The organism is Micromonospora haikouensis, assembly GCF_900091595.1.
In the GTDB taxonomy this organism is placed as follows: domain Bacteria; phylum Actinomycetota; class Actinomycetes; order Mycobacteriales; family Micromonosporaceae; genus Micromonospora; species Micromonospora haikouensis.
In genome coordinates this window covers 1-22421 of sequence record NZ_FMCW01000004.1, presented here as the reverse complement: position 1 = coordinate 22421, position 22421 = coordinate 1, and the positions used below count along the sequence as shown (strand labels likewise).

Annotated in this window: 17 protein-coding genes and 3 pseudogenes; 13 read left to right on the top strand and 7 right to left on the bottom strand. The window is 72.8% G+C overall.

Annotated features, from left to right (window positions below):
* Positions 1-13 precede the first annotated feature (13 nt).
* The gene (locus GA0070558_RS05000; RefSeq protein WP_043965673.1) at positions 14-280 is read right to left on the bottom strand and encodes a PspC domain-containing protein; all 267 of its coding nucleotides are present in this window, start codon (positions 278-280) and stop codon (positions 14-16) included.
* A 144-nt stretch (positions 281-424) separates the two neighbouring features.
* Between GA0070558_RS05000 and GA0070558_RS04995 the strand changes: the two genes are divergently transcribed.
* The 3 genes from GA0070558_RS04995 to GA0070558_RS04985 all read left to right on the top strand — a co-directional run bounded on the left by GA0070558_RS04995 (position 425) and on the right by GA0070558_RS04985 (position 3689).
* On the top strand, positions 425-1372 hold the full coding sequence (locus GA0070558_RS04995; RefSeq protein WP_043965675.1) for an NUDIX hydrolase: 948 nt from the start codon (positions 425-427) through the stop codon (positions 1370-1372).
* A 138-nt stretch (positions 1373-1510) separates the two neighbouring features.
* Complete coding sequence (locus GA0070558_RS04990) at positions 1511-2422, top strand: NUDIX hydrolase (protein ID WP_091276336.1); 912 nt, start codon at positions 1511-1513, stop codon at positions 2420-2422.
* A gap of 346 nt (positions 2423-2768) precedes the next feature.
* Positions 2769-3689: a CDP-alcohol phosphatidyltransferase family protein gene (locus GA0070558_RS04985; protein WP_043965676.1), complete on the top strand. Its 921-nt coding sequence runs from the start codon at positions 2769-2771 to the stop codon at positions 3687-3689.
* A gap of 60 nt (positions 3690-3749) precedes the next feature.
* Here the strand turns inward: GA0070558_RS04985 and GA0070558_RS04980 are convergent, their stop codons facing one another.
* The 3 genes and pseudogenes from GA0070558_RS04980 to GA0070558_RS04970 form a co-directional block, all read right to left on the bottom strand.
* Complete coding sequence (locus GA0070558_RS04980; RefSeq protein WP_077938353.1) at positions 3750-5003, bottom strand: phosphatidylserine decarboxylase; 1254 nt, start codon at positions 5001-5003, stop codon at positions 3750-3752.
* Positions 5004-5471: 468 nt separating this feature from the next.
* Positions 5472-5655, bottom strand: a pseudogene (locus GA0070558_RS04975) (hypothetical protein); the annotation flags it as partial.
* Positions 5652-7478, bottom strand: a complete 1827-nt coding sequence (locus GA0070558_RS04970) for a PspC domain-containing protein (protein ID WP_256091769.1) — start codon at positions 7476-7478, stop codon at positions 5652-5654. The gene GA0070558_RS04970 and the pseudogene GA0070558_RS04975, both read right to left, overlap by 4 nt.
* Before the next feature lie 262 nt (positions 7479-7740).
* On the opposite strand from GA0070558_RS04970, the gene GA0070558_RS04965 reads away from it, so the two are divergent.
* From GA0070558_RS04965 to GA0070558_RS04935, 7 genes are all read left to right on the top strand, one after another.
* On the top strand, positions 7741-8937 hold the full coding sequence (locus tag GA0070558_RS04965) for a PspC domain-containing protein (RefSeq protein ID WP_228986552.1): 1197 nt from the start codon (positions 7741-7743) through the stop codon (positions 8935-8937).
* A 2-nt stretch (positions 8938-8939) separates the two neighbouring features.
* Positions 8940-9626 (top strand): response regulator, encoded by a 687-nt coding sequence (locus GA0070558_RS04960; RefSeq protein ID WP_043965680.1) that lies wholly within the window; start codon positions 8940-8942, stop codon positions 9624-9626.
* Between the two features lie 642 nt (positions 9627-10268).
* Positions 10269-11909 carry a peptide ABC transporter substrate-binding protein gene (locus tag GA0070558_RS04955; RefSeq protein ID WP_091276334.1) on the top strand — a complete coding sequence of 547 codons (1641 nt, stop codon included), beginning with the start codon at positions 10269-10271 and terminating at the stop codon, positions 11907-11909.
* A gap of 149 nt (positions 11910-12058) precedes the next feature.
* The gene (locus GA0070558_RS04950; RefSeq protein ID WP_091276331.1) at positions 12059-12985 is read left to right on the top strand and encodes an ABC transporter permease; all 927 of its coding nucleotides are present in this window, start codon (positions 12059-12061) and stop codon (positions 12983-12985) included.
* A 75-nt stretch (positions 12986-13060) separates the two neighbouring features.
* Positions 13061-14044 carry an ABC transporter permease gene (locus GA0070558_RS04945; protein ID WP_091276328.1) on the top strand — a complete coding sequence of 328 codons (984 nt, stop codon included), beginning with the start codon at positions 13061-13063 and terminating at the stop codon, positions 14042-14044.
* A 26-nt stretch (positions 14045-14070) separates the two neighbouring features.
* On the top strand, positions 14071-15099 hold the full coding sequence (locus GA0070558_RS04940) for an ABC transporter ATP-binding protein (RefSeq protein WP_091276324.1): 1029 nt from the start codon (positions 14071-14073) through the stop codon (positions 15097-15099).
* Complete coding sequence (locus GA0070558_RS04935) at positions 15092-16105, top strand: ABC transporter ATP-binding protein (RefSeq protein ID WP_091276321.1); 1014 nt, start codon at positions 15092-15094, stop codon at positions 16103-16105. The genes GA0070558_RS04940 and GA0070558_RS04935 overlap by 8 nt, the downstream gene beginning before the upstream one ends.
* A gap of 127 nt (positions 16106-16232) precedes the next feature.
* Here the strand turns inward: GA0070558_RS04935 and GA0070558_RS04930 are convergent, their stop codons facing one another.
* On the bottom strand, positions 16233-16595 hold the full coding sequence (locus GA0070558_RS04930) for a chorismate mutase (RefSeq protein ID WP_091276727.1): 363 nt from the start codon (positions 16593-16595) through the stop codon (positions 16233-16235).
* A gap of 536 nt (positions 16596-17131) precedes the next feature.
* The gene (locus tag GA0070558_RS04925; RefSeq protein ID WP_091276318.1) at positions 17132-18982 is read right to left on the bottom strand and encodes a bifunctional metallophosphatase/5'-nucleotidase; all 1851 of its coding nucleotides are present in this window, start codon (positions 18980-18982) and stop codon (positions 17132-17134) included.
* A 205-nt stretch (positions 18983-19187) separates the two neighbouring features.
* Here GA0070558_RS04925 and pcrA point away from each other — a divergent pair, with 205 nt between their 5' ends.
* Together pcrA and GA0070558_RS04915 are read left to right on the top strand one after the other, a co-directional pair.
* The gene (pcrA, locus tag GA0070558_RS04920; protein WP_091276315.1) at positions 19188-21587 is read left to right on the top strand and encodes a DNA helicase PcrA; all 2400 of its coding nucleotides are present in this window, start codon (positions 19188-19190) and stop codon (positions 21585-21587) included.
* A 14-nt stretch (positions 21588-21601) separates the two neighbouring features.
* Positions 21602-21934 (top strand): tetratricopeptide repeat protein, encoded by a 333-nt coding sequence (locus tag GA0070558_RS04915; RefSeq protein WP_091276312.1) that lies wholly within the window; start codon positions 21602-21604, stop codon positions 21932-21934.
* A gap of 54 nt (positions 21935-21988) precedes the next feature.
* Here GA0070558_RS04915 and GA0070558_RS32725 read toward each other — a convergent pair.
* Positions 21989-22081: pseudogene (locus tag GA0070558_RS32725) on the bottom strand (M23 family metallopeptidase); the annotation flags it as partial.
* A gap of 130 nt (positions 22082-22211) precedes the next feature.
* Between GA0070558_RS32725 and GA0070558_RS33810 the strand changes: the two are divergent.
* Positions 22212-22421 (top strand): annotated as a pseudogene (locus tag GA0070558_RS33810) (hypothetical protein); the annotation flags it as partial.

The window sequence follows — 22421 nt, the reverse complement described above, 5'->3', positions numbered from 1 at the left end:
CCCGCCCGCCGGCTCAGCCGCCGGTGGGCGACGCGGGGTCCGTCGGGTGCGGCCACGCCGGGGCGTCGGCCGGCTCCTCCGGCATGAGGAACCACATGATCGGGTACGCGAGCGCGGCCACCCCGGCGGTGGCGAGCGTCGCGACGGCGAAGAGCACCCGGACGAGGGTGGGGTCGACGGCGAAGTAGCGGCCGAGGCCGCTGGCCACCCCGGCGACCATCCGGTCGGTGGTGGGTCGGCGGAGTTGCTTGTACGGGGCCTGGTGCGGTGTCGAGGTCATGCCTCCACGTTCCGCGCCGGGCGGCGGGGCGACCTCGGTGACGGCCCGGATCATTACCCTGACCGATCCCTGATGATCCAGTATTCAGTCAGGAATCTGACACTTTTCGATGCCGGTAACGAGGTGCGGGGAGAATTTGGCCCCGTGACCACCATGCTGGAGCCGCTCCGCAGGATCGCGGCATACGCAGTCTGTGCTGACTCAGTCGGCCGAGTGTTGCTGGTCCGCGCATCGGAGCGCTCCGGCACCCCCGGCACGTGGTCCCTCCCCGGCGGGGCGGTCGACCACGGCGAGGACCCCAACCACACCGTCGTCCGGGAGACCGCCGCCGAGACCGGGCTCTCGGTCGCCGTCTCCGGCCTCGACGACGTGCTGGCCGACATGCGGGCCCTGCCCGAGCGCGGCATCACCATCCACACCGACCGGCTCATCTACCGGGTGTCGGTGCGGGGTGGCACGCTCACCGACCGGGTCGACCGCCCCACCGACCTGGCCCGCTGGGTCACCCCCACCGAGGCGCGCGAGCTGCCGCTGCGCGCGTTCACCGCGCGGGCCCTCGGGCTGCCCGCCTCCTCGGCCGACGTGGTGCCCGACGAGCCCCCGGAGTTCCCCTCCTTCTACGCGGTGCCCGGCCCCGACGGGCTGCACCGCGCCCAGCGCTTCGCCGCGTACGCGGTGGCCACCGACCCCGACGGCCGGGTGCTGCTCACCCGGGTCTCCGACGGCTACCCGGGGGCCGGCTGCTGGCACCTGCCCGGGGGCGGCACCGACTACGGCGAGCAGCCGGGCGCGGCGCTGATCCGGGAGCTGGTCGAGGAGACCGGTCAGCGGGGCCGCCTCGTCGAGCTGCTCGGGGTGGCCAGCCACCGCGACGCCGCCTCCCTCGGCCCGGAGGGCTACCCGATCGACTGGCACGGCGTGCGCGCCTTCTACCGGGTGATGGTCGACCAGCCCGCCCCGCCCACGGTGACCGACGTCGGCGGCTCCACCTGCGAGGCCCGCTGGTTCGCCCGGGAGGAGCTGGGCGCGCTGCCCGCCGACCGGCTCACCGAGGTCACGGCCGAGGCCGTCCAGGCCGCCCGCCTCGCCTGACCGCCGCCCGAGCCGGGCCCGACCGGTCGCCCGACCCGGGGCGCGGCCCTACGGCCCCACGTCGTCGCCCGCGCGGCCGTCGTCCGCGATAGCTTCTTGATCGACCGGGCGTCCCGCCCGGGGACCGGGAGGCGCGGGGTGCGGGAACAGCGACGGCGGGTGGGGGTCTACGGGGTGTGCCGGGGCCGCGACGGGCGGGTGCTGCTCGTGCGCGGCTCCGCGTCGGCCGACCACCCCGGCGTGTGGCAGCTGCCCGGGGGCGGGCTGGAGCACGGGGAGCACCCCGAGGCCGGCGTGGTCCGGGAGTTCGCCGAGGAGACCGGCCTCGACGTCCGGGTGACGGGCCTGCTCGCCGCCGTCTCGGACGTCACCGGGCTGCCGGGCGTGGCGCTGCACACCGACCGGATCGTCTTCGCCGTCGAGGCGACCGGCGGCACGCTGCGCGACGAGCCCGACGGCACCACCGACCTGGCGCGCTGGTCGACCCTCGACGAGGCCGCCGGGCTGCCGCTGCTGCCGTTCACCGCCGAGGCGCTCGGCCTGCCGGTCACCCCGCTTCGGCGGCCCGATCCCGGGGCGTCCCCCGACACGCCGTACCCGCCGGTCCCGGCCGACCGGCGGCAGCGTTTCGCGGCGTACGGGCTGGTCACCGACCCGGGCGGGCGGGTGCTGCTCACCCTGATCGCCGACGGCTACCCGGGGGCCGGGCTGTGGCACCTGCCCGGCGGCGGCACCGACCACGGCGAGCAGCCGGCCGCCGGCCTGCTCCGCGAGCTGGTCGAGGAGGCCGGGCATCTCGGCCGGGTCGTCGAGCTGCTCACCGTCCACCACCGCTACGATCCCGGCGCGCTGGGGCCGGAGGGCCGGCCGATGGACTGGCACGGGGTGCGGGTGGTCTACCGGGTGGTGGTCGACGACCCCACCGAGGCCCGGGTCACGGAGCTGGCCGGGGGGTCGACGGCCGCCGCCGCCTGGTTCCCGCCGGACGCGCTCGGCGACCTGCCGCTGACCGAGGTGGCGGCCCTGGTAACCGGACATGGGGTCGCATAGCGCCCGCCCGCCGAGCCGGTATCGACGACCTCCGGTAGGCTGAAGGCGGGGTTGATGGAGGATCGGGCGATCAGGCCCGAGATGGGAATAGAAGAGGCGATTCGCGCGGTTTAACGGAGATATAAGGTCCGCCGGCAGCTATCGCCAAGCCCCCTACCCCTGTGCAATGGTGTACTCCGCTTTGACGGCTGCCGGGCCCGAAGCGGTCCGGCACGAGACAGCCGGACACCCGCCCTCGTGGCGGCCAGCCCGATCCGGTGATGGAGGAAACGTGCCGAGAGCCCCATGGCGCCGGCGTCGTACGACTGACAGTCCGCGCCCCGCAGGGCGTCGCTGGGCGGGCCCGCTGCGCCGCAGCAGCACGTTCGCCCGCCAGGTGCTGCTCGTCCGGGTGGGACGCCGTGACGGCGTCGCCGCCGCGGGCACCGACCTGACCTCGCCCGAGCACCGCTACCTCGACCGGCAGCGCCGCCGCTACGGCCTCGACCGCTACCAGCGCACCGAGGTCGAGGCGGTCGTGCCGGTGAGCCCGGCCGTGGGCCCCGCCGCTCCGGTCGACGACGCGGCGTCGATGTCGATCCCGCTGCTGCCCGGCGCGCGGACGACGGCCCGCCGGGTCAAGTTCGCCTTGGTCAACGCCTGCACCCTGGCCAGCCTCGTGCTGGGCATCAACGCCATCTTCGTGGCCATGCAGGGCCAGGTGCGCCTCGCCGCGCTCCTGCTGATCGCCTGCGTGGCGTTCGACGGGCTCGACGGCGCGCTGGCCCGCCGGTTCGGGGTGGCCAGCCCGTTCGGCGCCCAGATGGACTCGCTGGCCGACATGTGCTCGTTCGGCCTGGCCGCCCCCGTGGTGGTCTACGCCTCGCTCGCCGGCGAGGCGCCGCGCGCCGCCGCCGCGGTCGCCGCCGCGCTCGTCGCCGCCTGCGCGGCGATCCGGCTCGCCCGGTTCAACGTCTCGCCGAAGGACGGCCGCTTCTTCTGCGGCGTGCCGACCACGATGGCCGCGGCCGTGCTGGCCCTGACCGTCGCCCTGGGCCTGCCGCTGCCCGGCCTCGTGCAGATCGCCGGGGTGGCGCTGCTGGCGTTCGCGATGGTCTCCAGCTTCCCGTACGCGAAGCTGGCCCGGCTGGTGAAGCTGCCGCCGTGGCTCTGGCTGGCCCCGGTGGTCGGCGCGCTGGTCGACATCCGGCTCACCTTCGCCCTGATCGTGGTGGGCTACCTGGTCAGCGGCCCCGTGCTCTGGCTGCACCAGCGCCGCACCGCCTGATCCGACGCTCGACGACGAAGGGGGCGCCGCAGTCGCGGCGCCCCCTTCGTCGTGCCCGGCTCAGCGCCAGCGGGCGATGACCGTGGACCCGCCGACCACCCGGTCGCCCGGCCCGACCAGCGGGTCGGCGGCGTCGGCCGGCAGGTAGACGTCGGTGCGCGAGCCGAACCGGATCAGGCCGAACCGCTCGCCCCGGGCCAGCAGCGACCCGATCGGGGCCCGCTGCACGATGCGCCGGGCGATCAGCCCGGTGCGCTGCGCCACGACGACCGTCCCGTGGTCGGTGTCGAGCACCGTGTACGCCGCCACGTTGTGCTCGGCGTCCGGCTTCATGGCGTTGACGAACCCGCCGTCGGCGACGAAGTAGTCGACCACCTTGCCGGCCACCGGGGAGCGGTTGACGTGCACGTCCAGCACCGACAGGAACACCGCGACCCGCAGCCACTCGCCGTCGCCGAACCGCTCGTCGTGCAGCCGCTGCACCGACAGCACCTGACCGTCGGCGGCGGCCACGACGGCCGACGGGTCCTCGGGGACGTCCCGCTGCGGGTCCCGGAAGAACGCGGCCACCGGGACGGCGGCGAGGGCCGGCACCAGCCACAGCTTCGACTTGGGCCGGGCGACCCGGGTCAGCGCGGCCAAACCGAGGGTGATGCCGGCCGCCGCGACCCCGTTGGAGTCGATGTGCATGCCCCGCGTCAGCGGGACGCTCGACGGCCGGTGGGCCGGGGCGAGGCGGGCGGCGACCGCCGCGTCGGCCGGGGTGAACCGGAGCCGGTGCACCCGCACCGGCGGGGAGTTGCGCAGCACCAGGTCGCTCCCGGCGCCGTGCAGGGCGGCCTGCCGCTCCAGCTCGGCCGCCGCGCCGGCCGTCCGGGCCGGTGTCGCCGGCACCGCCACGGCGAGCACCGCACCGTCGGCCAGGTATTTCGCCAGGCCGTCGACGGTCGTGCGGGTCTCGTCGGCGGTGCCGGTGAGCGGCTCGGCGGCGATCACCACCTCGACGGCGTCGGCCTCGGCGAGGGAGTCCACCACGCGTACCCGGTCGGCGACCCAAGGGCCCTGGGCCGTCACGTGCTCGCGCAGCGCGGCCGGCGTCGCCGACCCGGCCGGCACGACGGTGAGGGCGTCGCCGGGCAGCAGGGCGTCGATCGCCGCGGCGAGGACCGCGGAGTCCGGGGTCGCGCCGACCAGCAGGGCGGCCTTCGGGTCGTTGCGCCGGGCGAGCTCGGTGACGAGGGTACGGGCGGCACGCTCGCCGATGCGGACCGGACCGGGCCGGCCGGAGGTGCGCACGGCGGGGGACTGGGTCATGTCGGACGGGCTCCTGACGGGGTAGAGACGGCAATCGCGGCGGGATCGCCACGGCGAACCGGTCGGGGTCGACCGCGGACGGGCCCGACGACCGGGCGGCGGGCCGGGGCGAGGCCCCGCGACGCGGCCCGGTCGTCGACGGCCCGGCGGCTCGTCGCGGGCGAGGCCCGCGGCGTGGGCCGGCCGGCGGAGGCGAGATCTCCACGGCCAGCATATGCGCCCTCCGCCGGGGCCCGCACCGCAGCGGTCAACCGCCCGCCCGCTCGTCCCCGCGGGGCGCCCCGCCGTCGGTGACCGGCCGGTCCTCGACCGCCTCGGGCAGGTCGTCGGAGACGGCGGCGGCCGGCCACTCGTCGGTCCGCGCGGCACCCGGCTCCTCGGCCTCCGTCGCGACACCGGCTCCGGCACCGGGCTCGGCGGCCGGTGCCGTCCCGGGGGTGGCCCCCTGCGGGCCGGCCGTCCGGTTGCCCCGGCCGGAGCGCAACGCGCCGACCAGCCCCAGCACGCCGATCAGGAGCAGCCCGCCGGCCAGGAACCAGCCGACCGGGGGGAGGGCCAGGCCGAGCAGCTGGGCGAGCAGCCACCAGGCGGCCAGCGCGACGAAGAACAGGCCGAAGCCGAGCGATACGACGTCGGTGCGGTGCGCCTTCACCGGGCCACCTCCAGGTCTCCGGCGTTGACGTGGACGTAGAGGCGCAGCTTCCCGCCGCCGGGACCGTCCGCGCCGAGGTCGGTGATCTCCCGGAGCCGACCGTCCAGGGCGCCCGAGCGGTTGCCGAAGATGGTCGAGTCCCCGGCGTTGACGTCGGCGATCGTGGTGACGTCGACGTTCGGCGGCACCACCACGGTCGCCTTGCCGAAGTTGATCGCGACGGTGATCTGGGTCTCCTGCTTGTCGAAGTCGATGGCGCGCAGGTCCAGCACGGCGTCGCCGAAGTTGTTCTCGTACCGGTCGGCCAGGTCGCGGCGGTCCGTGGGTGCCCAGGTGACGTCCCCGTCCACGCCCCGGACCCGGTCGTAGGACTCGGCGACCGTGGCGACGCCGAGCGCCGCCGCAGTGACCAGCCCGAGCGCGATCAGCCACCGCGCCCGGCCGAACCAGGCGCCGACGAGCAGGCCGAGCCCGATGGTCGCCAGGGCCGCCGCGAAGTACGCCGCCGCCCCCACCTCGACCACGTCCAGCAGGTCGAGCACGGCCACCACGCCGAGCGCCAGGAAGATCAGCGAGAAGGTCACGGCACCCAGCGGGGACCGCTCCCGGGGCCGCTTCGGCGGCCGGGCCGGCGGGTGCGGCGCCGCCGGGGCCGGTTGCGGCCCCTGGGCGTACGGGCCGTGCGGGGCGAACGGCGGCCGGTAGCCGGGCGGCGCGGGCGGGGTGACCGGCGGGTAGGCGACCGGGGCGGGTGGACCGGTCGACGGGGCCGGCGCGGGCGGCCAGGCCGGCAGCCCGGCGGTCGCCCCGCCCGGGGGCCGGGCGGGTGCGGCCCACCCGGTGGCGGGCTGCCCGGGGACGGGCGCCCCGAACGACTGCCTCGGCAGGGCCCCGGCGGGCTGTCCCGCGAGCGGTGCTCCGGACGGCTGACCGGGGACGCCGGGGCCGGCCGGCGGCGTCGGAGGCACGGCCCCGTGGCCGGCGGGCGGGGTGAACAGCCCCGGCGCGGGCGGGACGACGGTGCCCCGCGTGGGCCACGCGGCCGGCGGCACCGGCCCCGGCGGGGCGGCGGCGGGCGTGCCGGTGGCCGCGCCCCGGCCTGCCGCGGCGTGGTCCCGGTTGAGCAGCAGCGCGCCGCCGACCAGGATGGCCGCGCCGAGCAGCACCGCCCGGAACGCGTCGGTGACGATGTAACCGAAGCTCACCGCGACCAGGATGCTCAGCACGATCACGGTGACCGGGGACATGCTGGACCGGCCCCGGCCGAGCATCGACTCGACGGGGGAGGCGGTGTCGCCCTCGCCGGGGATGATCAGCCAGGCCGTGACGTACACCAGGATGCCGATGCCGCCGAAGAAGCCCAGCACCGCCAGCAGCACCCGCCAGAGCACCGGGTCGGTGTTGGTGGCCCGGCCGATCGCCGCGCAGACGCCGGCCAGGTAGCGACCCTCGCGCGGCCGGACCAGCCCGTACCGGGAGGTGAAGCTGGCTCCCTCGGGCGGCGGGGGCGGCGGGGCCGCGTACCCCCCGGGTGGTGGGGCGCCCGCCCCCGGACCGTCACCCCCGGGCGGCGGCGGTGGCGCGCCCGGGCCCGGCGTCCGCGGCGGCGGCCAGCCCCCGGGGGCCTGGCCGGTCTGCCCGGGCGGGCCCGGCACGGCGGTCGCCTCCGGGTCACCGGGCGCGGCCGCCGCCGGGCCGAAGTCGGTCGGCGCGGTCCAGGCGGCGGGGGTGGTGGGGGCCGCCGGAGCCGGCGGCGGGGACGGTGGTGGCCCGCCCGGCGGTGCCGTCCCGGGGCGGGGCGGCGGGGCAGCTTCCTCGGTCATGCCTCGATCCTGCTGCGCGGGCCGGCGAGAGACCTCCGGAACCGACCCTGACCCCACCCTGAGATCGGGCGGGCCCGGATGTCCGGGCGTTCCCCGTGGTCTGCGGCCCTCGCGGCGTGTGACGATCGGATCGGCGTCGCCGGCCCCGGCGCGCCCGCGCCCGCGCCGCACGGCGGCCCGGCGTGCGCCCCGCCCGAGCAGGGAGCCTCCGATCAGCGCCGTGACCCAGCCGCCCCGCCTCTACCGGGCGCCCGAGCACCGGATGGCCGCCGGCGTCGCCGCCGGCATCGCCGAGCACCTCGGCATCTCGGTGGTCCGGGTGCGGATCGCGTTCATGGTGCTGCTGGGCCTCAGCGGGCTCGGGCTGCTGCTCTACGCCGCCTTCTGGGCGGTGGTCCCGCTGCGGCCCGGTGACGCCGCCGTCCCGGCCCGCCGGGATCTCGGCCAGCTCCTGCCGTTCGTGGCGATCGGGCTGGTGGTGCTGGTGCTCCAGACGGTGCTCTTCGACTCCGTCGGCGCGGCGGGGACCGCCGGCTGGCTGGTCGCGATCATCGCCGTCGGGGCCGGGGTGATCTGGCACCAGTCCGCGCCGGAGCGCCGCCGGCAGTGGGACGAGCGGATGCCGGTGCCCTGGCTCGGCGCGGTGATCGAGGAGAACGACCGGCGCGCGTTCGTGCTGCGGTTCATCGGCGGCGGGGTGCTGGTCGCGGTCGGCATCATCGGCGTGGCGGCGGTCTACTCGCCCGCGCAGAACTTCGACGCGGTGGTCAACGGCGTCATCTTCGCGCTGGTGGGGCTGGCCGGGGTGGGGGTGGTGGCGGCCCCGGTGCTCTGGCGGACCTACAACCAGCTCCGCTCGGAGCGGGAGGGGCGCATCCGCGAGCAGGAGCGGGCGGAGCTGGCCGCCATGGTGCACGACCAGGTGCTGCACACCCTCGCGTTGATCCAGCGCAACGCCGCCGACACCACGACCGTGCAGCGGCTCGCGCGCGGGCAGGAGCGGTCGCTGCGCAACTGGCTCTACAAGCCGACCGCCTCGCCGACGGAGCGGTTCGCCGCGGCCCTGGAGCAGGCGGCGGCCGAGGTCGAGGACACCTACGCCATCACCGTGGAGACGGTGGTGGTGGGCGACCGGGGCACCGACGAGCGGGTCGGCGCGCTGGTCGCGGCGGCCCGCGAGGCGCTGGTGAACGCGGCCCGGCACGCCGGGGTGCGGACGGTCTCGCTGTACGCCGAGGTCGAACCGGAGCAGGTGAGCGTCTTCGTCCGGGACCGGGGCAAGGGCTTCGATCCCGATACGGTGGAGGACCACCGGCACGGGGTCCGGGGGTCGATCGTCGGGCGGATGAGGCGGCACGGCGGCCGGGCGGAGATCCGCTCCGAGCCGGGTGAGGGGACGGAGGTCCGGTTGATCCTGCCGATCTCCCGCGACCAGTCCACGGCGGAAAGGGACAGATGACCATGGCCGAGCAGCCGACCGGACCGGTCGAGGGCGGGGCGGGCGCGCCTGCGCGCCTGCGCGTCTTCCTCGTCGACGACCACGCCATGTTCCGCGCGGGGGTCCGCGCCGAGCTGGGCGTGCACGTCGACGTGGTGGGCGAGGCCGGCACGGTGGCCGAGGCGGTCGCCCGGATCGCCGCCAGCGTCCCCGACGTGGTGCTGCTGGACGTGCACATGCCCGACGGCGGCGGCCGGGCGGTGCTGGAGGCGATGCGGCGCAGCCACCCGCAGGTGCGCTTCCTGGCGCTGAGCGTGTCCGACGCCGCCGAGGACGTGATCGGCCTGATCCGGGCCGGTGCCCGGGGCTACGTCACCAAGACGATCTCCCCGGACGAGCTGGCCGCGGCGATCCGCCGGGTGGCCGACGGGGACGCCGTGTTCAGCCCCCGGCTGGCCGGGTTCGTGCTGGACGCGTTCGCCGCCCGGCCGGACGCCCCGGTGGCCGATCCGGAGCTGGACCAGCTCACCAACCGGGAGCGCGAGGTGCTCCGCCTGCTCGCCCGGGGGTACGCGTACAAGGAGATCGCCAAGGAGCTCTACATCTCGATCAAGACGGTCGAGACGCACGTGTCGAACGTCCTACGCAAGCTCCAGATGTCCAACAGGTATGAATTGTCGCGCTGGGCTGCGGACCGCCGCCTGGTGTGATCGACTCCTGGTTCCGGCCGGGCCCCGGCGATGATCCTCGGTGTCGGCCGGTGTGACGCAGCGTAACTGTGAGCCTGGTCATTCGGCTCGCATCCCCCGCTCGGTCGGTGCTGCTCCCCGGGCGGCCGAAGGCCGCCTCGCCCGGACGGGCAGACCGTGTCGGTGTCCGTCCCGCTCCACCCTGCCCGCAGCACGGGGGCGGGGAAGCTCGCAGGCTGGTCGTGGGCGTTGGGCGGAACGCGAAAGTCGGTTGTATCTTGGCTGTTCAGCGGGGCGCGGCCGGCTTGTTTCAAGATCATTTCCCAAGTATCGGCCGCACTGCGGGCAACTAACGGCTTGATAACGGCACCTTCACGTAACGGGCCGGCAGGTGTCACAGTTGCAGCACCTCACCCCCGGTGTGAGGCGCCCATGCACGGTCGCGCGACCACGGATGTGTCGAGAAGTCACGGTTCGTGGTCGTCGATTCCTGCGCGGGGGTCGAATCCGGTACGGTGCGGCAGCCCGGCGGATCGGTACATCAGGGGTGTCCCGATTTCCTGCGGTAACCGGCGGTCGGTGGTTGCGACCGCCGGCGGTGTCACCCCCCATGCGTGCGTGAAACCCACGACGGAACAGGTTAGAAAGAGGAGGCCCCTCGGAATGAGAGTCTCGAAGCGGGCGAGTGGCGCGATCGCGCTGGGCGCGGCTTTCGCGCTCGTCGCGTCCGGCTGCTCCAGCAGCGACGGAGAGGGTGGCGAAGCCACCAGCGCGGACGGCGCGATCACGGTCGACGGCACCGAGCCGGAGAACCCGCTGGTTCCGTCGAACACCACCGAGACCGGTGGCGGCAAGATCATCGACTGGATGTGGACCGGTCTGGTCGAGTACCCCAACAACGGTGGTGCCCCGCAGAACGCCCTGGCCGAGTCGATCGAGACGGCCGACTCCAAGGTCTACAAGATCAAGATCAAGCAGGACACGAAGTTCCACGACGGCACCGTCGTCAAGGCCAAGAACTTCGTGGACGCCTGGAACTGGGGCGCCTACTCGCCGAACGGCGCGCAGAACTCCAGCTTCTTCGCCGACATCGAGGGCTTCGCCGACGTCAACACGGCGGACCCGGACGGCCCCGAGGGCCCGCAGAAGGCCCCGGAGCCGAAGGCCAAGGAGATGTCCGGCCTCAAGGTCGTCGATGACTGGAACTTCGAGGTCACGCTCGCCGCGCCGACCGCCGTGTTCCCGACCAAGCTCGGCTACAGCACCTTCATGCCGCTGCCGGACGCCTTCTTCTCGGGCAGCGCCGAGGAGTTCGGCAAGAAGCCGATCGGCAACGGGCCGGTCAAGTTCGTGTCCTGGGAGAACAACGTCCAGATCAAGCTGACGCGGTTCGACGACTACCAGCTGCGCGACAAGATGAAGATCAAGGACGTCACCGTCAAGATGTACCAGGACGACACGGCCGCGTACAGCGACCTGGTCTCCGGGAACCTCGACTTCATGCAGCAGGTGCCGGTCTCCGCCCTCGCGGGCGACAAGTGGAAGTCGGACCTGGCCGACCGCGCCATCGCATCGACCACCCCGTCGACCGGCATCATCGCCTTCCCGATCTACGACAAGCGCTTCCAGGACCCGAAGCTGCGTCGCGCCATCTCCCTGTCGATCAACCGGCAGGAGATCACCGACAAGATCTTCTTCGGTAACCGGAAGCCGGCCGACAGCTGGGCCAACCCGCTGACCCCGGGCGCGGCGCCGGGCAACTGCACCGCGTGCCAGTTCAACGTGGACGAGGCCAAGAAGCTGCTCGCCGAGGCCGGTGGCTTCTCGGGCGAGCTGGTCATGTACTACAACGCCGACGCCAGCCACAAGGAGTGGATGGAGGCCGTCGCGCAGCAGGTCAAGACCAACCTCGGCATCAACGCCCGCGCCGAGGGCGTGCCGACCTTCGCGGTGTTCCGCCAGAACATCAACGCCCACAAGATGAAGGGCGCCTACCGCGCCGGCTGGCAGCAGGACTACCCGGACGTGGAGAACTGGGTCAACCCGCTCTACGTGACCGGCGGCTCCTCCAACGACGGTCTGTACAGCAACAAGCAGGTCGACGCCCTGGCCAAGGAGGCCAGCTCCGCGCCGAGCCTCGACGCCTCGCACGCCAAGTTCGCCGAGGCCGTCAAGCTCATCGACCAGGACGTTCCGTCGATGCCGATCTACTTCGGTGGCCAGCAGTCCGGCCACTCGGAGAAGGTCAAGAAGATGGAGCTGAGCAACGTCGGCGAACTCGACATCACCTCGGTCGAGCTCTGATCCGTTCGGTCTGACCCCGGGTCGGGCTCACCTACCGGTGGGTCCGGCCCGGGGCCGTTCCGCGAGGAGTGCACAACACTCCCCGCCACGTTGACGTCACCCCGTGTCGGCGGTCGTCCGACGCGCCCCCTGTCAGGAGGACCCCCCCCATGGGCCGTTATCTGTTGAGACGGCTACTGCAACTCGTCCCGGTCTTCATCGGTACGACGTTCCTGATCTACTGGCTCGTCTGGTCCGTGCCGGGCGACCCGTTCGCCGGCAAGTGCGGCGACCGCCGGTGCCCGGACTCGTACATCAACTTCATGACCGAGAAGTACCAGCTCGACCAGTCGATCTGGGTGCAGTACGCCACCTACATGAAGAACCTGTTCCAGGGGGACTTCGGCATCACGTTCAACAACCGCGAGGTGGCCGACATCATCGCCACCGCGTACCCGAACACCCTGAAGCTCGCCGTGGTGGCCCTGGCGATCGAGGCGGTCATCGGCCTGACGGCCGGCGTCCTGACGGGCCTGCGGCGCAACGGCTTCCTCGACAACCTGGTCCTCATCTCGACGCTCTTCCTGATCGCGCTGCCGGTCTTCGTCGTCGGCTTCATCCTCCAGTGGCTGCTCGGCGTCAAGTGGGGCATCGTCCACCCGACGGTCTCCAGCGAGATGCGGCTGACCGAGCTGCTCCTGCCGGGCTTCGTCCTGGGCAGCGCGTCCATGGCGTACGTCGCCCGCGTGGCGCGCACCAGCATCGCGGAGAACCGCCGCGCCGACTACGTCCGCACCGCCATCGCCAAGGGCCTGCCGATGCGCCGCGTCGTCGGCGTGCACCTGCTGCGCAACTCGCTGATCCCGGTCGTCACCCTGCTCGGCACCGACCTCGGCGCGCTCATGGGCGGCGCCATCGTCACCGAGGGCATCTTCGGCATCAACGGCATCGGCCGGGCCGTGCTCCGGGCGATCGTCACGAAGGAGAGCGCTACCGTTGTCTCCATCGTGGTGGTCCTGGTGCTCGTCTACCTCCTGATGAACCTCCTGGTGGACCTGCTCTACGCCGCTCTCGACCCGAGGATCCGCTATGAGTGAGCAGCGTCGCGAACGAGTCATGAACGCAGCGTGCCGGGGCCACCGCCCCGACACCGAGCGCAGCGAGGTGGCGGCATGAGTGACCCCAGCACCGCATCGATCGTCTCGACCCCGCCGGCGACCATGCCCACCGAGGCGGGCTCCGGCGCGCCCGTCGACGCCGGCCTGCCCGGGAACGCCCGCAAGGAGAAGCCGCGCGGCCTGCTCGGCGACGCCTGGCGCGACCTGCGCCGCAAGCCGCTGTTCTGGGTCTCCGCGGTCCTCATCCTGATCTTCGTGCTGATGGCGGCCTTCCCGTCGCTGTTCACCTCCGGCGACCCGGTCAACGGCACCCTGGCCAACAGCCAGGTCAAGCCGTCCGCCGACGCCTGGTTCGGCTACGACGTGCAGGGCCGCGACGTGTACGCCCGGACGATCTACGGCGCCCGCGCCTCGATCGTGGTGGCCCTGATCTCCACCATCGGCACGCTGCTGATCGGCGGCGCCATCGGCATGATCGCCGGCTACGCCGGCGGCTGGGTCGACGCCCTGCTCTCCCGCTTCGCCGACATCTTCTTCGGCCTGCCGTTCGTGCTCGGCGCGATCGTCATCCTGACCACCTTCAACGGCGCCGGGTCGAGCAACGGTGAGTGGTACATCATGGGGCTGGTCATCATGTCCCTGGTCGTGCTGAGCTGGCCGGTCGTGATGCGGCTGATGCGCTCCTCGGTGCTGGCCACCAAGGAGGCCGACTACATCGTCGCGGCCCGGGCGCTGGGCGCCGGCCACGGCCGGATCATCCTCAAGCACCTGCTGCCGAACTGCCTCGCCCCGCTTCTGGTCTACGGCACGATCATGGTCGGGTCGTTCATCGGCGCGGAGGCGACGCTCTCGTTCCTAGGCATCGGCCTGAAGAGCCCGGTGGTCTCCTGGGGCATCTCGATCAGCGAGGCGCAGAACTACATCCGGGTCTCGCCCTTCCTGCTCTTCTTCCCCTCCGCGTTCCTCGTCACCGCCGTGCTCAGCTTCGTGATGCTCGGCGAGGCGGTCCGCGAGGCCCTCGATCCGAAACTGCGCTAGGGGAGATTGAGTTGTCCGACATTCTCGTGTCCGAGCAGTCCAAGCCGGGTGCCGCCGGATCCGGCCGCCCCTCGGGTCGCCTCCTGGAGGTCGAGGACCTGCGGGTCGAGTTCCGCACCCGCGACGGCGTCGCCAAGGTCATCAACGGCGTCACCTACCACGTCGACGCGGGGGAGACCCTCGCCGTGCTCGGCGAGTCCGGCTCCGGCAAGAGCGTCACGGCGCAGACCATCATGGGCATCCTCGACACGCCGCCCGGCTTCGTCACCGGCGGCCAGGTGCGCTTCCACGGCAAGGACATGCTCACCATGTCCGCCGAGGAGCGCCGCCGCATCCGCGGCGAGGGCATCGCGATGATCTTCCAGGACGCGCTCTCCGCCCTGAACCCCGTCTTCACCGTCGGGTTCCAGATCGCCGAGCAGTTCCGCATCCGACGCGGCCTCAGCCGCTCCGACGCCAAGAAGCGCGCGATCGAGATGCTCGACCAGGTCAAGATCCCGAACGCCAAGGGCCGGTTCAGTAACTACCCGCACCAGTTCTCCGGCGGCATGCGGCAGCGCGCGATGATCGCGATGTCGCTGGCGCTCGACCCGGAGGTGCTGATCGCCGACGAGCCCACCACCGCGCTCGACGTGACCGTGCAGGCCCAGATCATGGACCTGCTCGCCGAGCTCCAGCGCGAACGGCAGATGGGCATGATCCTGATCACCCACGACCTCGGCGTGGTCGCCGACGTCGCGGACCGGATCGCGGTCATGTACGCGGGCCGGATCGTCGAGGAAGCCAACGTCTACGACCTGTACGCCAAGCCGGCGCACCCGTACACGATGGGCCTGATCGACTCGATCCCGCGGATGGACGAGCGGGGCCAGCAGCTCCGCACCATCAAGGGCCTGCCGCCGAACCTGATGAACATCCCGCCGGGCTGCCCGTTCAACCCGCGCTGCCCCATGGCGCAGCCGGTCTGCCGGGAGAAGCTGCCACCGTTGCTGCAGATCGGCACCGACCGGGCGAGCGCCTGCCACTTCGCTGAGGATCTGGTGAACCGTGACTGAGAACATCCTCGAAGTCCGTGACCTGGTCAAGCACTACCCCGTCACCCGCGGCGTGGTGTTCAAGAAGACCATCGGGCACGTCAAGGCCGTCGACGGGGTGTCGCTGGAGCTCAAGGCCGGCGAGACGCTCGGCGTGGTCGGCGAGTCCGGCTGCGGCAAGTCCACGCTGGCCCGGGTGCTGATGAACCTGGAACGGCCGACCGCCGGCAGCGTCAACTACAAGGGCCAGGACATCTCCAAGCTCTCCGGCGGCGCCCTGCGCCGGCTGCGCCGCCAGATCCAGCTGGTCATGCAGGACCCGTACACCTCGCTGAACCCGCGGATGACGGTCGGCGACCTGATCGGCGAGCCGTTCGAGATCCACCCCGAGGTGGCCCCGAAGGGCAGCCGGCGGGACAAGGTCAAGGAACTGCTCGACCTCGTCGGCCTGAACCCGGAGCACATCAACCGGTACCCGCACCAGTTCTCCGGCGGCCAGCGGCAGCGCATCGGCATCGCCCGGGCCCTCGCCCTGCGGCCGGAGATCATCATCTGCGACGAGCCGGTGTCGGCCCTGGACGTGTCCATCCAGGCCCAGGTGATGAACCTGCTGGAGAAGCTCCAGGCCGAGCTCGGCCTGTCGTACGTCTTCATCGCCCACGACCTGTCGGTGGTCCGGCACCTGTCGGACCGCGTCGCGGTCATGTACCTCGGCAAGATCGTCGAGATCGGCACCGAGGACGAGATCTACGAGCGCCCCACCCACCCGTACACGCAGGCGCTGCTGTCGGCGGTGCCGGTGCCGGACCCGACGCTGCGAGACCAGAAGGCGATCATCCGGCTCACCGGCGACGTGCCGTCGCCGGTCAGCCCGCCCTCGGGCTGCCGGTTCCGCACCCGGTGCTGGAAGGCGCAGGACGTCTGCGCCGAGCAGGTCCCGCTGCTGGAGATCCGCTCCGGCTCGGACCACCCGAGCGCCTGCCACTTCGCGGAGAAGCGCGAGATCGTCGCCAGCCACGAGGTGTGAGCCTCCCCAGCTGACCGACCGAATCCCGGCTGGCCTGCCGAAGCTTCGGCAGGCCTGCGACATCCGACCGCCTGCCGGCGTCCTGAAGACGCCGGCAGGCGGTTTTCCACTGGTCCCGCCTGCGCCCCTACAGCGGGCCCCGGCCGGCGCGGAGCAGCAGCAGGGCCAGTTGGGTGCCGTCAGCCCCGAGGACCTGCCGGAACCGCTCCAGGATCTCCCGCTCCCGCGACAGCACCAGCCGGGTGCCCCCGGAGGCCATCCGGGTCGCGCCCACCTCCTGCGACAGGGCGGCCCGCTCCTGCCACAGGGCGATCAGCGTGCGGTCGATCTCGTCGATCCGCTCCCGGATGGCGACGATCCGCTCCGCCGCCGCCGAGTCGTCGGTGCCGGTCCGGGTCGAACCGGCGACCGGAGGCGTCGCCTCGCCCCGCCCGACGCCCGTGTTGCCCGCCTTGCCGGCGGAAACCGGGCCGCCGCTGCCGCCACCCACGTTGCCGGCCTTGCCGGCGGCACCCGCGTTGCCACCGCCGGCGGCACCCGTGTTCCCGTTGCCGGCGGCACCCGCGCCCGCGTTCCCGTTGGCGGGCAGGCCAGCGCCCGCGTTCGCGCCGCCGACAGCGCCCGCGTTCCCGCTGCCCGTGCCACCGTTGCCGGCGTTGGCCTGGACGCCGCCGCTCTGGTCACCCTGCGACCGCGACCGCGCCAAGCTGCCGTTCTGCTCCATCACGTCTGTCATCATCGCCGTACCCCTCGGACGTCGGGCCCGGTGCCCGGATCCCGGGACGGAAAAGCCCCGGGCTCTCCAGAGCCCGGGGCTTTCGTAGGTCTGATCTGATCAGGCGCGACCCACGGCTGCCGGACTCCCGGAGCCGTAGTAAAAGTAGAAGCGCTGACCGAACACGTCGTCGAGTATGCCGACCTCCCGACCCCCCGCGCAAGCACTCGCGCCGACTCCCCGGGCGGGAGGTGTGAGAAGGGGCCCCTTCTCGACCGTATGCGTTAACAAGGGGCCCCTCCTTACACAGCTCAGCCGAGGCGGGTGATGCGGTTCGCCGGGCCCGGGGCGACCGGGTCGCCCGCGCCCACGTACGCCACCAGCGCGTCGACGTCGAAGCCGGGGGCGGTGGTGCGGCCGGTGCCGCCCTTCAGCTCGGTGAAGCCGTCGCCGCCGTTGGCCAGGAAGTCGTTCGTGGTGACCTGGTAGCTGGCCGCCGGGTCGATCGGGGTCCCGTTCAGCGCCAGGGCGCTCACCCGGGAGCCCGCCGGGGCGGTGCTGTCGTACGAGTAGGTCAGCCCGGCCGAGACCTGGAGGATCCGCTGGGCGGTCTGCCCGTTGAAGCCCACGAACTGCTGCTCCAGTACGTTCTTGAGCTGCGCCCCGGTGAAGGTCTGGGTGACCACGAGGTTGTTGAACGGCTGCACGGCGAACGCCTCGCCGTACGTCACCTCGCCCGGCGCCTCGCCACCGGCCGACGCCCCGTACGACATGGAGGCCCGCACACCGCCCGGGTTCATGAGCGCGATCTGCGCCCCGTTGCTCTTCGTGTACGCAAGCTGCGCGTCGGCGATCACGTCGCCGAGCGGGCTCTCGCCGTTGGGCAGGGCGTCGCGGACGATGTCGGCGCTGATCTTGCCGACCACCTTGTTGGCGATCGGGGCGACCGCCGTGCGGTACTTGTCGGCCAGCGCCTTCGCGCCCGCGTCCACCAGGTCGGGGTTGCGGGCGTACACGCCGGGGCTGGTCTGCTGCCAGGTGCCGTCGGCGTTGCGGACGCCGTTCTCGACGATGACGTTGCGGGCCGAGATCCCGGTGAACCGGCCGGTGCGCCGGTTGAGGGAGTAGTCGACGTCGGTGATCAGCTGGCCGTTGTTGCCGGCGCTGGTGACCACGCTGGGCTGGCCGGACGAGTTCGGCAGCGAGCACGAGTAGAACCGGTGGGTGTGGCCGGAGACGACGAGGCCGAACTCGGGCCGCAGGCCCTTGACGATGTCGACGATCGGGCCCGAGAAGTTGGCGCAGTCGGAGACGCCGGGGGTGCTCGGCGGCGGGGACTGCGCGCCGCCCTCGTGCACCAGCAGCACCATCGCCTTGACGCCGAACAGCTTGAGCAGGCCGCCCCACTTGTTGGCGGTCTCCACCTCGTCGGCGAAGGTGACGCTGGTGATGCCGGCCGGGTTGACGATGCCGGGGGTGCCCTCCAGGGTGACCCCGACGAAGCCGACGGGCACGCCGCCGACGAACTTGACGTCGACCGGGGGCAGGATCGGCAGCTTGGTCTTCTTGCTGATGGTGTTGGCGGCGAGGTAGGTGAACTTCGCGCCCTTGAAGCCGTCGCCGTCCTGGCAGCCGTCGACCGGGTGGCAGCCGCCCTTGTTGAGCCGGATCAGCTCGTCGACGCCCTCGTCGAACTCGTGGTTGCCGACGGAGCTGATCTCCAGGCCGATCTGGTCCATCAGCTCGATGGTCGGCTCGTCGTGGAACGCGGCGCTGACCAGCGGCGTCGCGCCGATCAGGTCGCCCGCGCCGACGGTGGTGGTGACCCGCCCCTCGGCCTTGGCCTCGGCGCGCAGCTTCTTGAGCCAGGTGGCGAGGTATTCCACGCCGCCGGCCGGGGTGCCGTTGACCACGGCACCGCTGCCCGCCGGCGGGTCGATCGCGCCGTGGAAGTCGTTGTAGCTGAGGAAGTTGCCCTTGACCTCGCCGCCGGTGGGCTTGGCGTAGGAGACCGAGACCGGGGCGAGGGCCGCCCAGGGGTCGGCGGCCGGGGCCGGCGCGGGCCGCGTGGCGGCCGGCAGCGTGGCGACGACAGCCAGTGCGAGGGCCGGCGCGGCGAGGTGACGCAGCACCGCCCGACCGCGCGAGCGCGGTTGACTCATGGTTTTTCTCCCAAAATCGTGTACGGGGGAGGAAGTGGGGGTTCATCAGCCATCGTTGTGGATCGGGGACGGCCGCGCCAGAGCCGGACGGGTGACGGGTTGGTCTCTTCCTGGTGTCCCCCGGTCTCCCCGCTCGCCCCGACCGGTCGCGTCGGGGGCCGCGCTGTCGGGAAGTGTCCGGCCGGCGGCATAGACTCGCCGTGCGATGCAGCCTCTCTTCGACATCCCCGCGTCCCCGTCCGAGCCCGAGCCCGCGCCGGCCCCGCCGCGCCGGTCCGGCCCGGCCGTCCGCCTCGACCCGCAGGCCCTGGTGGAGGGCCTGAACGGGCCCCAGCGCGACGCCGTCGTGCACGCCGGCTCGCCGCTGCTCATCGTGGCCGGCGCCGGCTCCGGCAAGACCCGGGTGCTCACCCATCGGATCGCCTACCTGCTGGCGGCCCGGGACGTCCACCCCGGCGAGATCATCGCGATCACCTTCACCAACAAGGCCGCCGGCGAGATGAAGGAGCGGGTGACCCACCTCGTCGGCCCGCGCGCCCGGCTGATGTGGGTGTCGACGTTCCACTCGGCGTGCGTGCGCATCCTGCGGGCCGAGCACGAGCACGCCGGCCTGAAGTCGAGCTTCTCGATCTACGACGCCGACGACTCCCGCCGCCTGATGCAGCTCGTCGCCCGCGAGCTGGACCTGGATCCGAAGCGCTACCCGGCGCGCGGGCTGGCCGCCCAGGTGTCCAACCTGAAGAACGAGCTGGTCGACCCGGAGGAGTTCGCCGGCCGGGCCAAGGGGCCCAACGAACGGGCCCTCGCCGAGGCGTACACGCTCTACCAGCGGCGGCTGCGCGAGGCGCACGCGCTGGACTTCGACGACCTGATCATGACGACGGTGCACCTGTTCCAGTCGCACCCGCACGTCGCGGAGGGCTACCGCCGCCGGTTCCGGCACGTGCTGGTCGACGAATACCAGGACACCAACCACGCGCAGTACACCTTGATCAAGGAGCTGGTCTCCGGCACCGAGGGCATCGAGCCGGCGGAGCTGTGCGTGGTCGGCGACGCCGACCAGTCGATCTACGCGTTCCGGGGCGCGACGATCCGCAACATCCTGGAGTTCGAGCGGGACTTCACCGACGCCCGCACGATCCTGCTGGAGCAGAACTACCGCTCCACCCAGACCATCCTCAACGCCGCCAACGCGGTGATCGACCGCAACACCTCCCGCAAGCCCAAGCGCCTGTGGAGCGACGCCGGTGCCGGCGAGCAGATCGTCGGCTACGTCGCCGACACCGAGCACGCCGAGGCCGACTGGGTGGGCCGGGAGGTCGACCGGCTGGTCGACGACGACGAGGCCCGCCCCGGCGACGTGGCGGTGTTCTACCGCACCAACGCCCAGTCCCGGGTGTTCGAGGAGGTGTTCATCCGGATCGGCCTGCCCTACAAGGTGGTCGGCGGGGTGCGCTTCTACGAGCGCAAGGAGGTCCGCGACGCTCTGGCTTACCTGCGGGCGGTGGTCAACGACGACGACACGGTCAGCCTGCGCCGCATCCTCAACACCCCCCGCCGGGGCATCGGCGAGCGCGCGGAGGCGTGCGTGGAGGCCCTGTCCAGCCGGGACCGCATCTCCTTCGGGGCGGCCCTGCGCCGGGCGGGCGACGCGCCGGGCATCTCCACCCGGGCGGCCAACGGCATCGGCGACTTCGTGGCGCTGCTCGACGGGGCCCGGGAGCTGGCCGAGACCGGCACCCCGGAGGAGGTGCTGGAGGCGCTGCTGACCCGCTCGGGCTACCTGACCGAGCTGGAGGAGAGCCTCGACCCGCAGGACGCCGGCCGCGTCGACAACCTCCAGGAGCTGGTGAGCGTCGCCCGGGAGTACACGGAGCGGGTCGAGGCGCTGGGGGAGGAGGGGGAGCGGGCCACCCTCGCCGGCTTCCTGGAGCAGGTGGCGCTGGTCGCCGACGCCGACCAGATCCCCTCCGACGACCCCGACCACCAGGGCGTGGTCACCCTGATGACCCTGCACACCGCCAAGGGGCTGGAGTTCCCGGTGGTGTTCCTGACCGGGCTGGAGGACGGCGTCTTCCCCCACCTGCGCGCGCTGGGTGACACCCGGGAGCTGGAGGAGGAGCGGCGGCTGGCGTACGTGGGGATCACCCGCGCCCGGCAGCGCCTCTACCTGTCCCGGGCGGTGACCCGTTCGGCGTGGGGGCAGCCGGCCTACAACCCGCCGTCGCGGTTCCTGGAGGAGCTGCCGCCGGAGCTGGTCCGCTGGGAGCGCACCGAGGGGACGTACACCTCGTGGGGCGGCGGTGGCGGCGGCGTCGGCGGGCGCGCGGACCGCACGCCGCGCGGCGGCGGCTTCACCGGGGGCACCCCGAAGGCCGCGCAGCTCGCCAAGCGGCTCGGCGTCGACGGCAGCCGGCTGGCCACGGCCAGCGAGCTGCCCCAGGGCCCGAAGGTCGCGGCCGGGGACCGGGTCAACCACCAGCGGTACGGCCTTGGCCGGGTGCTCGCCGTGGAGGGCCACGGCCCGGGGGCGCGGGCGCAGATCGACTTCGGTGACCAGACGATGTGGCTGGTGCTGCGGCACGCCCCGATCGACAAGCTCTGAGCCGGCCGACGACCATGGACGAGACGCTCACCCGGATCAACGAGGGTGTGCAGTTGCACCACCAGCAGGGCCGGCGCGAGGAGCTGCTCTGGGACCAGCGTGCCCTGGCGGCGGCCGACCTGCTCACCGACGACCGGGTGGCGCAGGCCGGGGTGCCGATGTCGGTGGCCGCTCTCTATCCGTCGCTGCACCTCAACCTCGGTGAGTGCTACCGCCGGCTCGGCGACCTCGACCGGGCCCGCGAGTGCCTCCGGCAGGCCCGGGCGGGCATCGGCGCGCTCGGCGACGACGCCTACGGGCAGCTGATCAGGGGCGGCCTCGACAGGCTGGCGCAGCAACTGGGCTGACCGGTGGGCGCCGGCCGCCGGTGGTGCCTCGGCGGCCGGCGCGTCGCCGGGCGGTCAGCAGGCCACGTCGATGCCCCGGGCGCGCAGGAACGGCGCGGGGTCGATCTGGTTCCACATCTGGCCCTGGTGCACCTCGAAGTGCAGGTGCTGTCGGCGTACGAGTTTGTGTCCCCAGGTAGGTACGGATGAGCGTGGCCAGGCTGTCCTGGGAGGTCAATCGGGCTGGGGCAGCGTCGGCGGGGACGACCGGGGGCGGCTTGTGGCGTAGCTTGGTTCGGTGTCGTTGGCCTACCCCGCTGTCGATCTTGTTGATGAGGCTGTTCGTCTTCGTTGTTGGCGGGAGGATGATCTGGACTGTGTTCGAGCCGCGGCCCAGGATCTGCGGATTGTCGAGGCCACCACGGTTCCGGGAGTGTTCTCGGTCGATGCGGGACGGGCGTTCATCGCTCGGCAGTGGAGTCGAGTCGACAGCGGTGAGGGGATCTCG

Coding starts and splice junctions, on each gene's coding strand:
- GA0070558_RS05000 (WP_043965673.1), bottom strand. CDS start 280: ATGACCTCGACACCGCACCAGGCCCCGTACAAGCAACTCCGCCGACCC.
- GA0070558_RS04980 (WP_077938353.1), bottom strand. CDS start 5,003: ATGACCCAGTCCCCCGCCGTGCGCACCTCCGGCCGGCCCGGTCCGGTC.
- GA0070558_RS04970 (WP_256091769.1), bottom strand. CDS start 7,478: ATGACCGAGGAAGCTGCCCCGCCGCCCCGCCCCGGGACGGCACCGCCG.
- GA0070558_RS04965 (WP_228986552.1), top strand. CDS start 7,741: ATGGCCGCCGGCGTCGCCGCCGGCATCGCCGAGCACCTCGGCATCTCG.
- GA0070558_RS04960 (WP_043965680.1), top strand. CDS start 8,940: ATGGCCGAGCAGCCGACCGGACCGGTCGAGGGCGGGGCGGGCGCGCCT.
- GA0070558_RS04955 (WP_091276334.1), top strand. CDS start 10,269: ATGAGAGTCTCGAAGCGGGCGAGTGGCGCGATCGCGCTGGGCGCGGCT.
- GA0070558_RS04950 (WP_091276331.1), top strand. CDS start 12,059: ATGGGCCGTTATCTGTTGAGACGGCTACTGCAACTCGTCCCGGTCTTC.
- GA0070558_RS04945 (WP_091276328.1), top strand. CDS start 13,061: ATGAGTGACCCCAGCACCGCATCGATCGTCTCGACCCCGCCGGCGACC.
- GA0070558_RS04925 (WP_091276318.1), bottom strand. CDS start 18,982: ATGAGTCAACCGCGCTCGCGCGGTCGGGCGGTGCTGCGTCACCTCGCC.
- pcrA (WP_091276315.1), top strand. CDS start 19,188: ATGCAGCCTCTCTTCGACATCCCCGCGTCCCCGTCCGAGCCCGAGCCC.
- GA0070558_RS04915 (WP_091276312.1), top strand. CDS start 21,602: ATGGACGAGACGCTCACCCGGATCAACGAGGGTGTGCAGTTGCACCAC.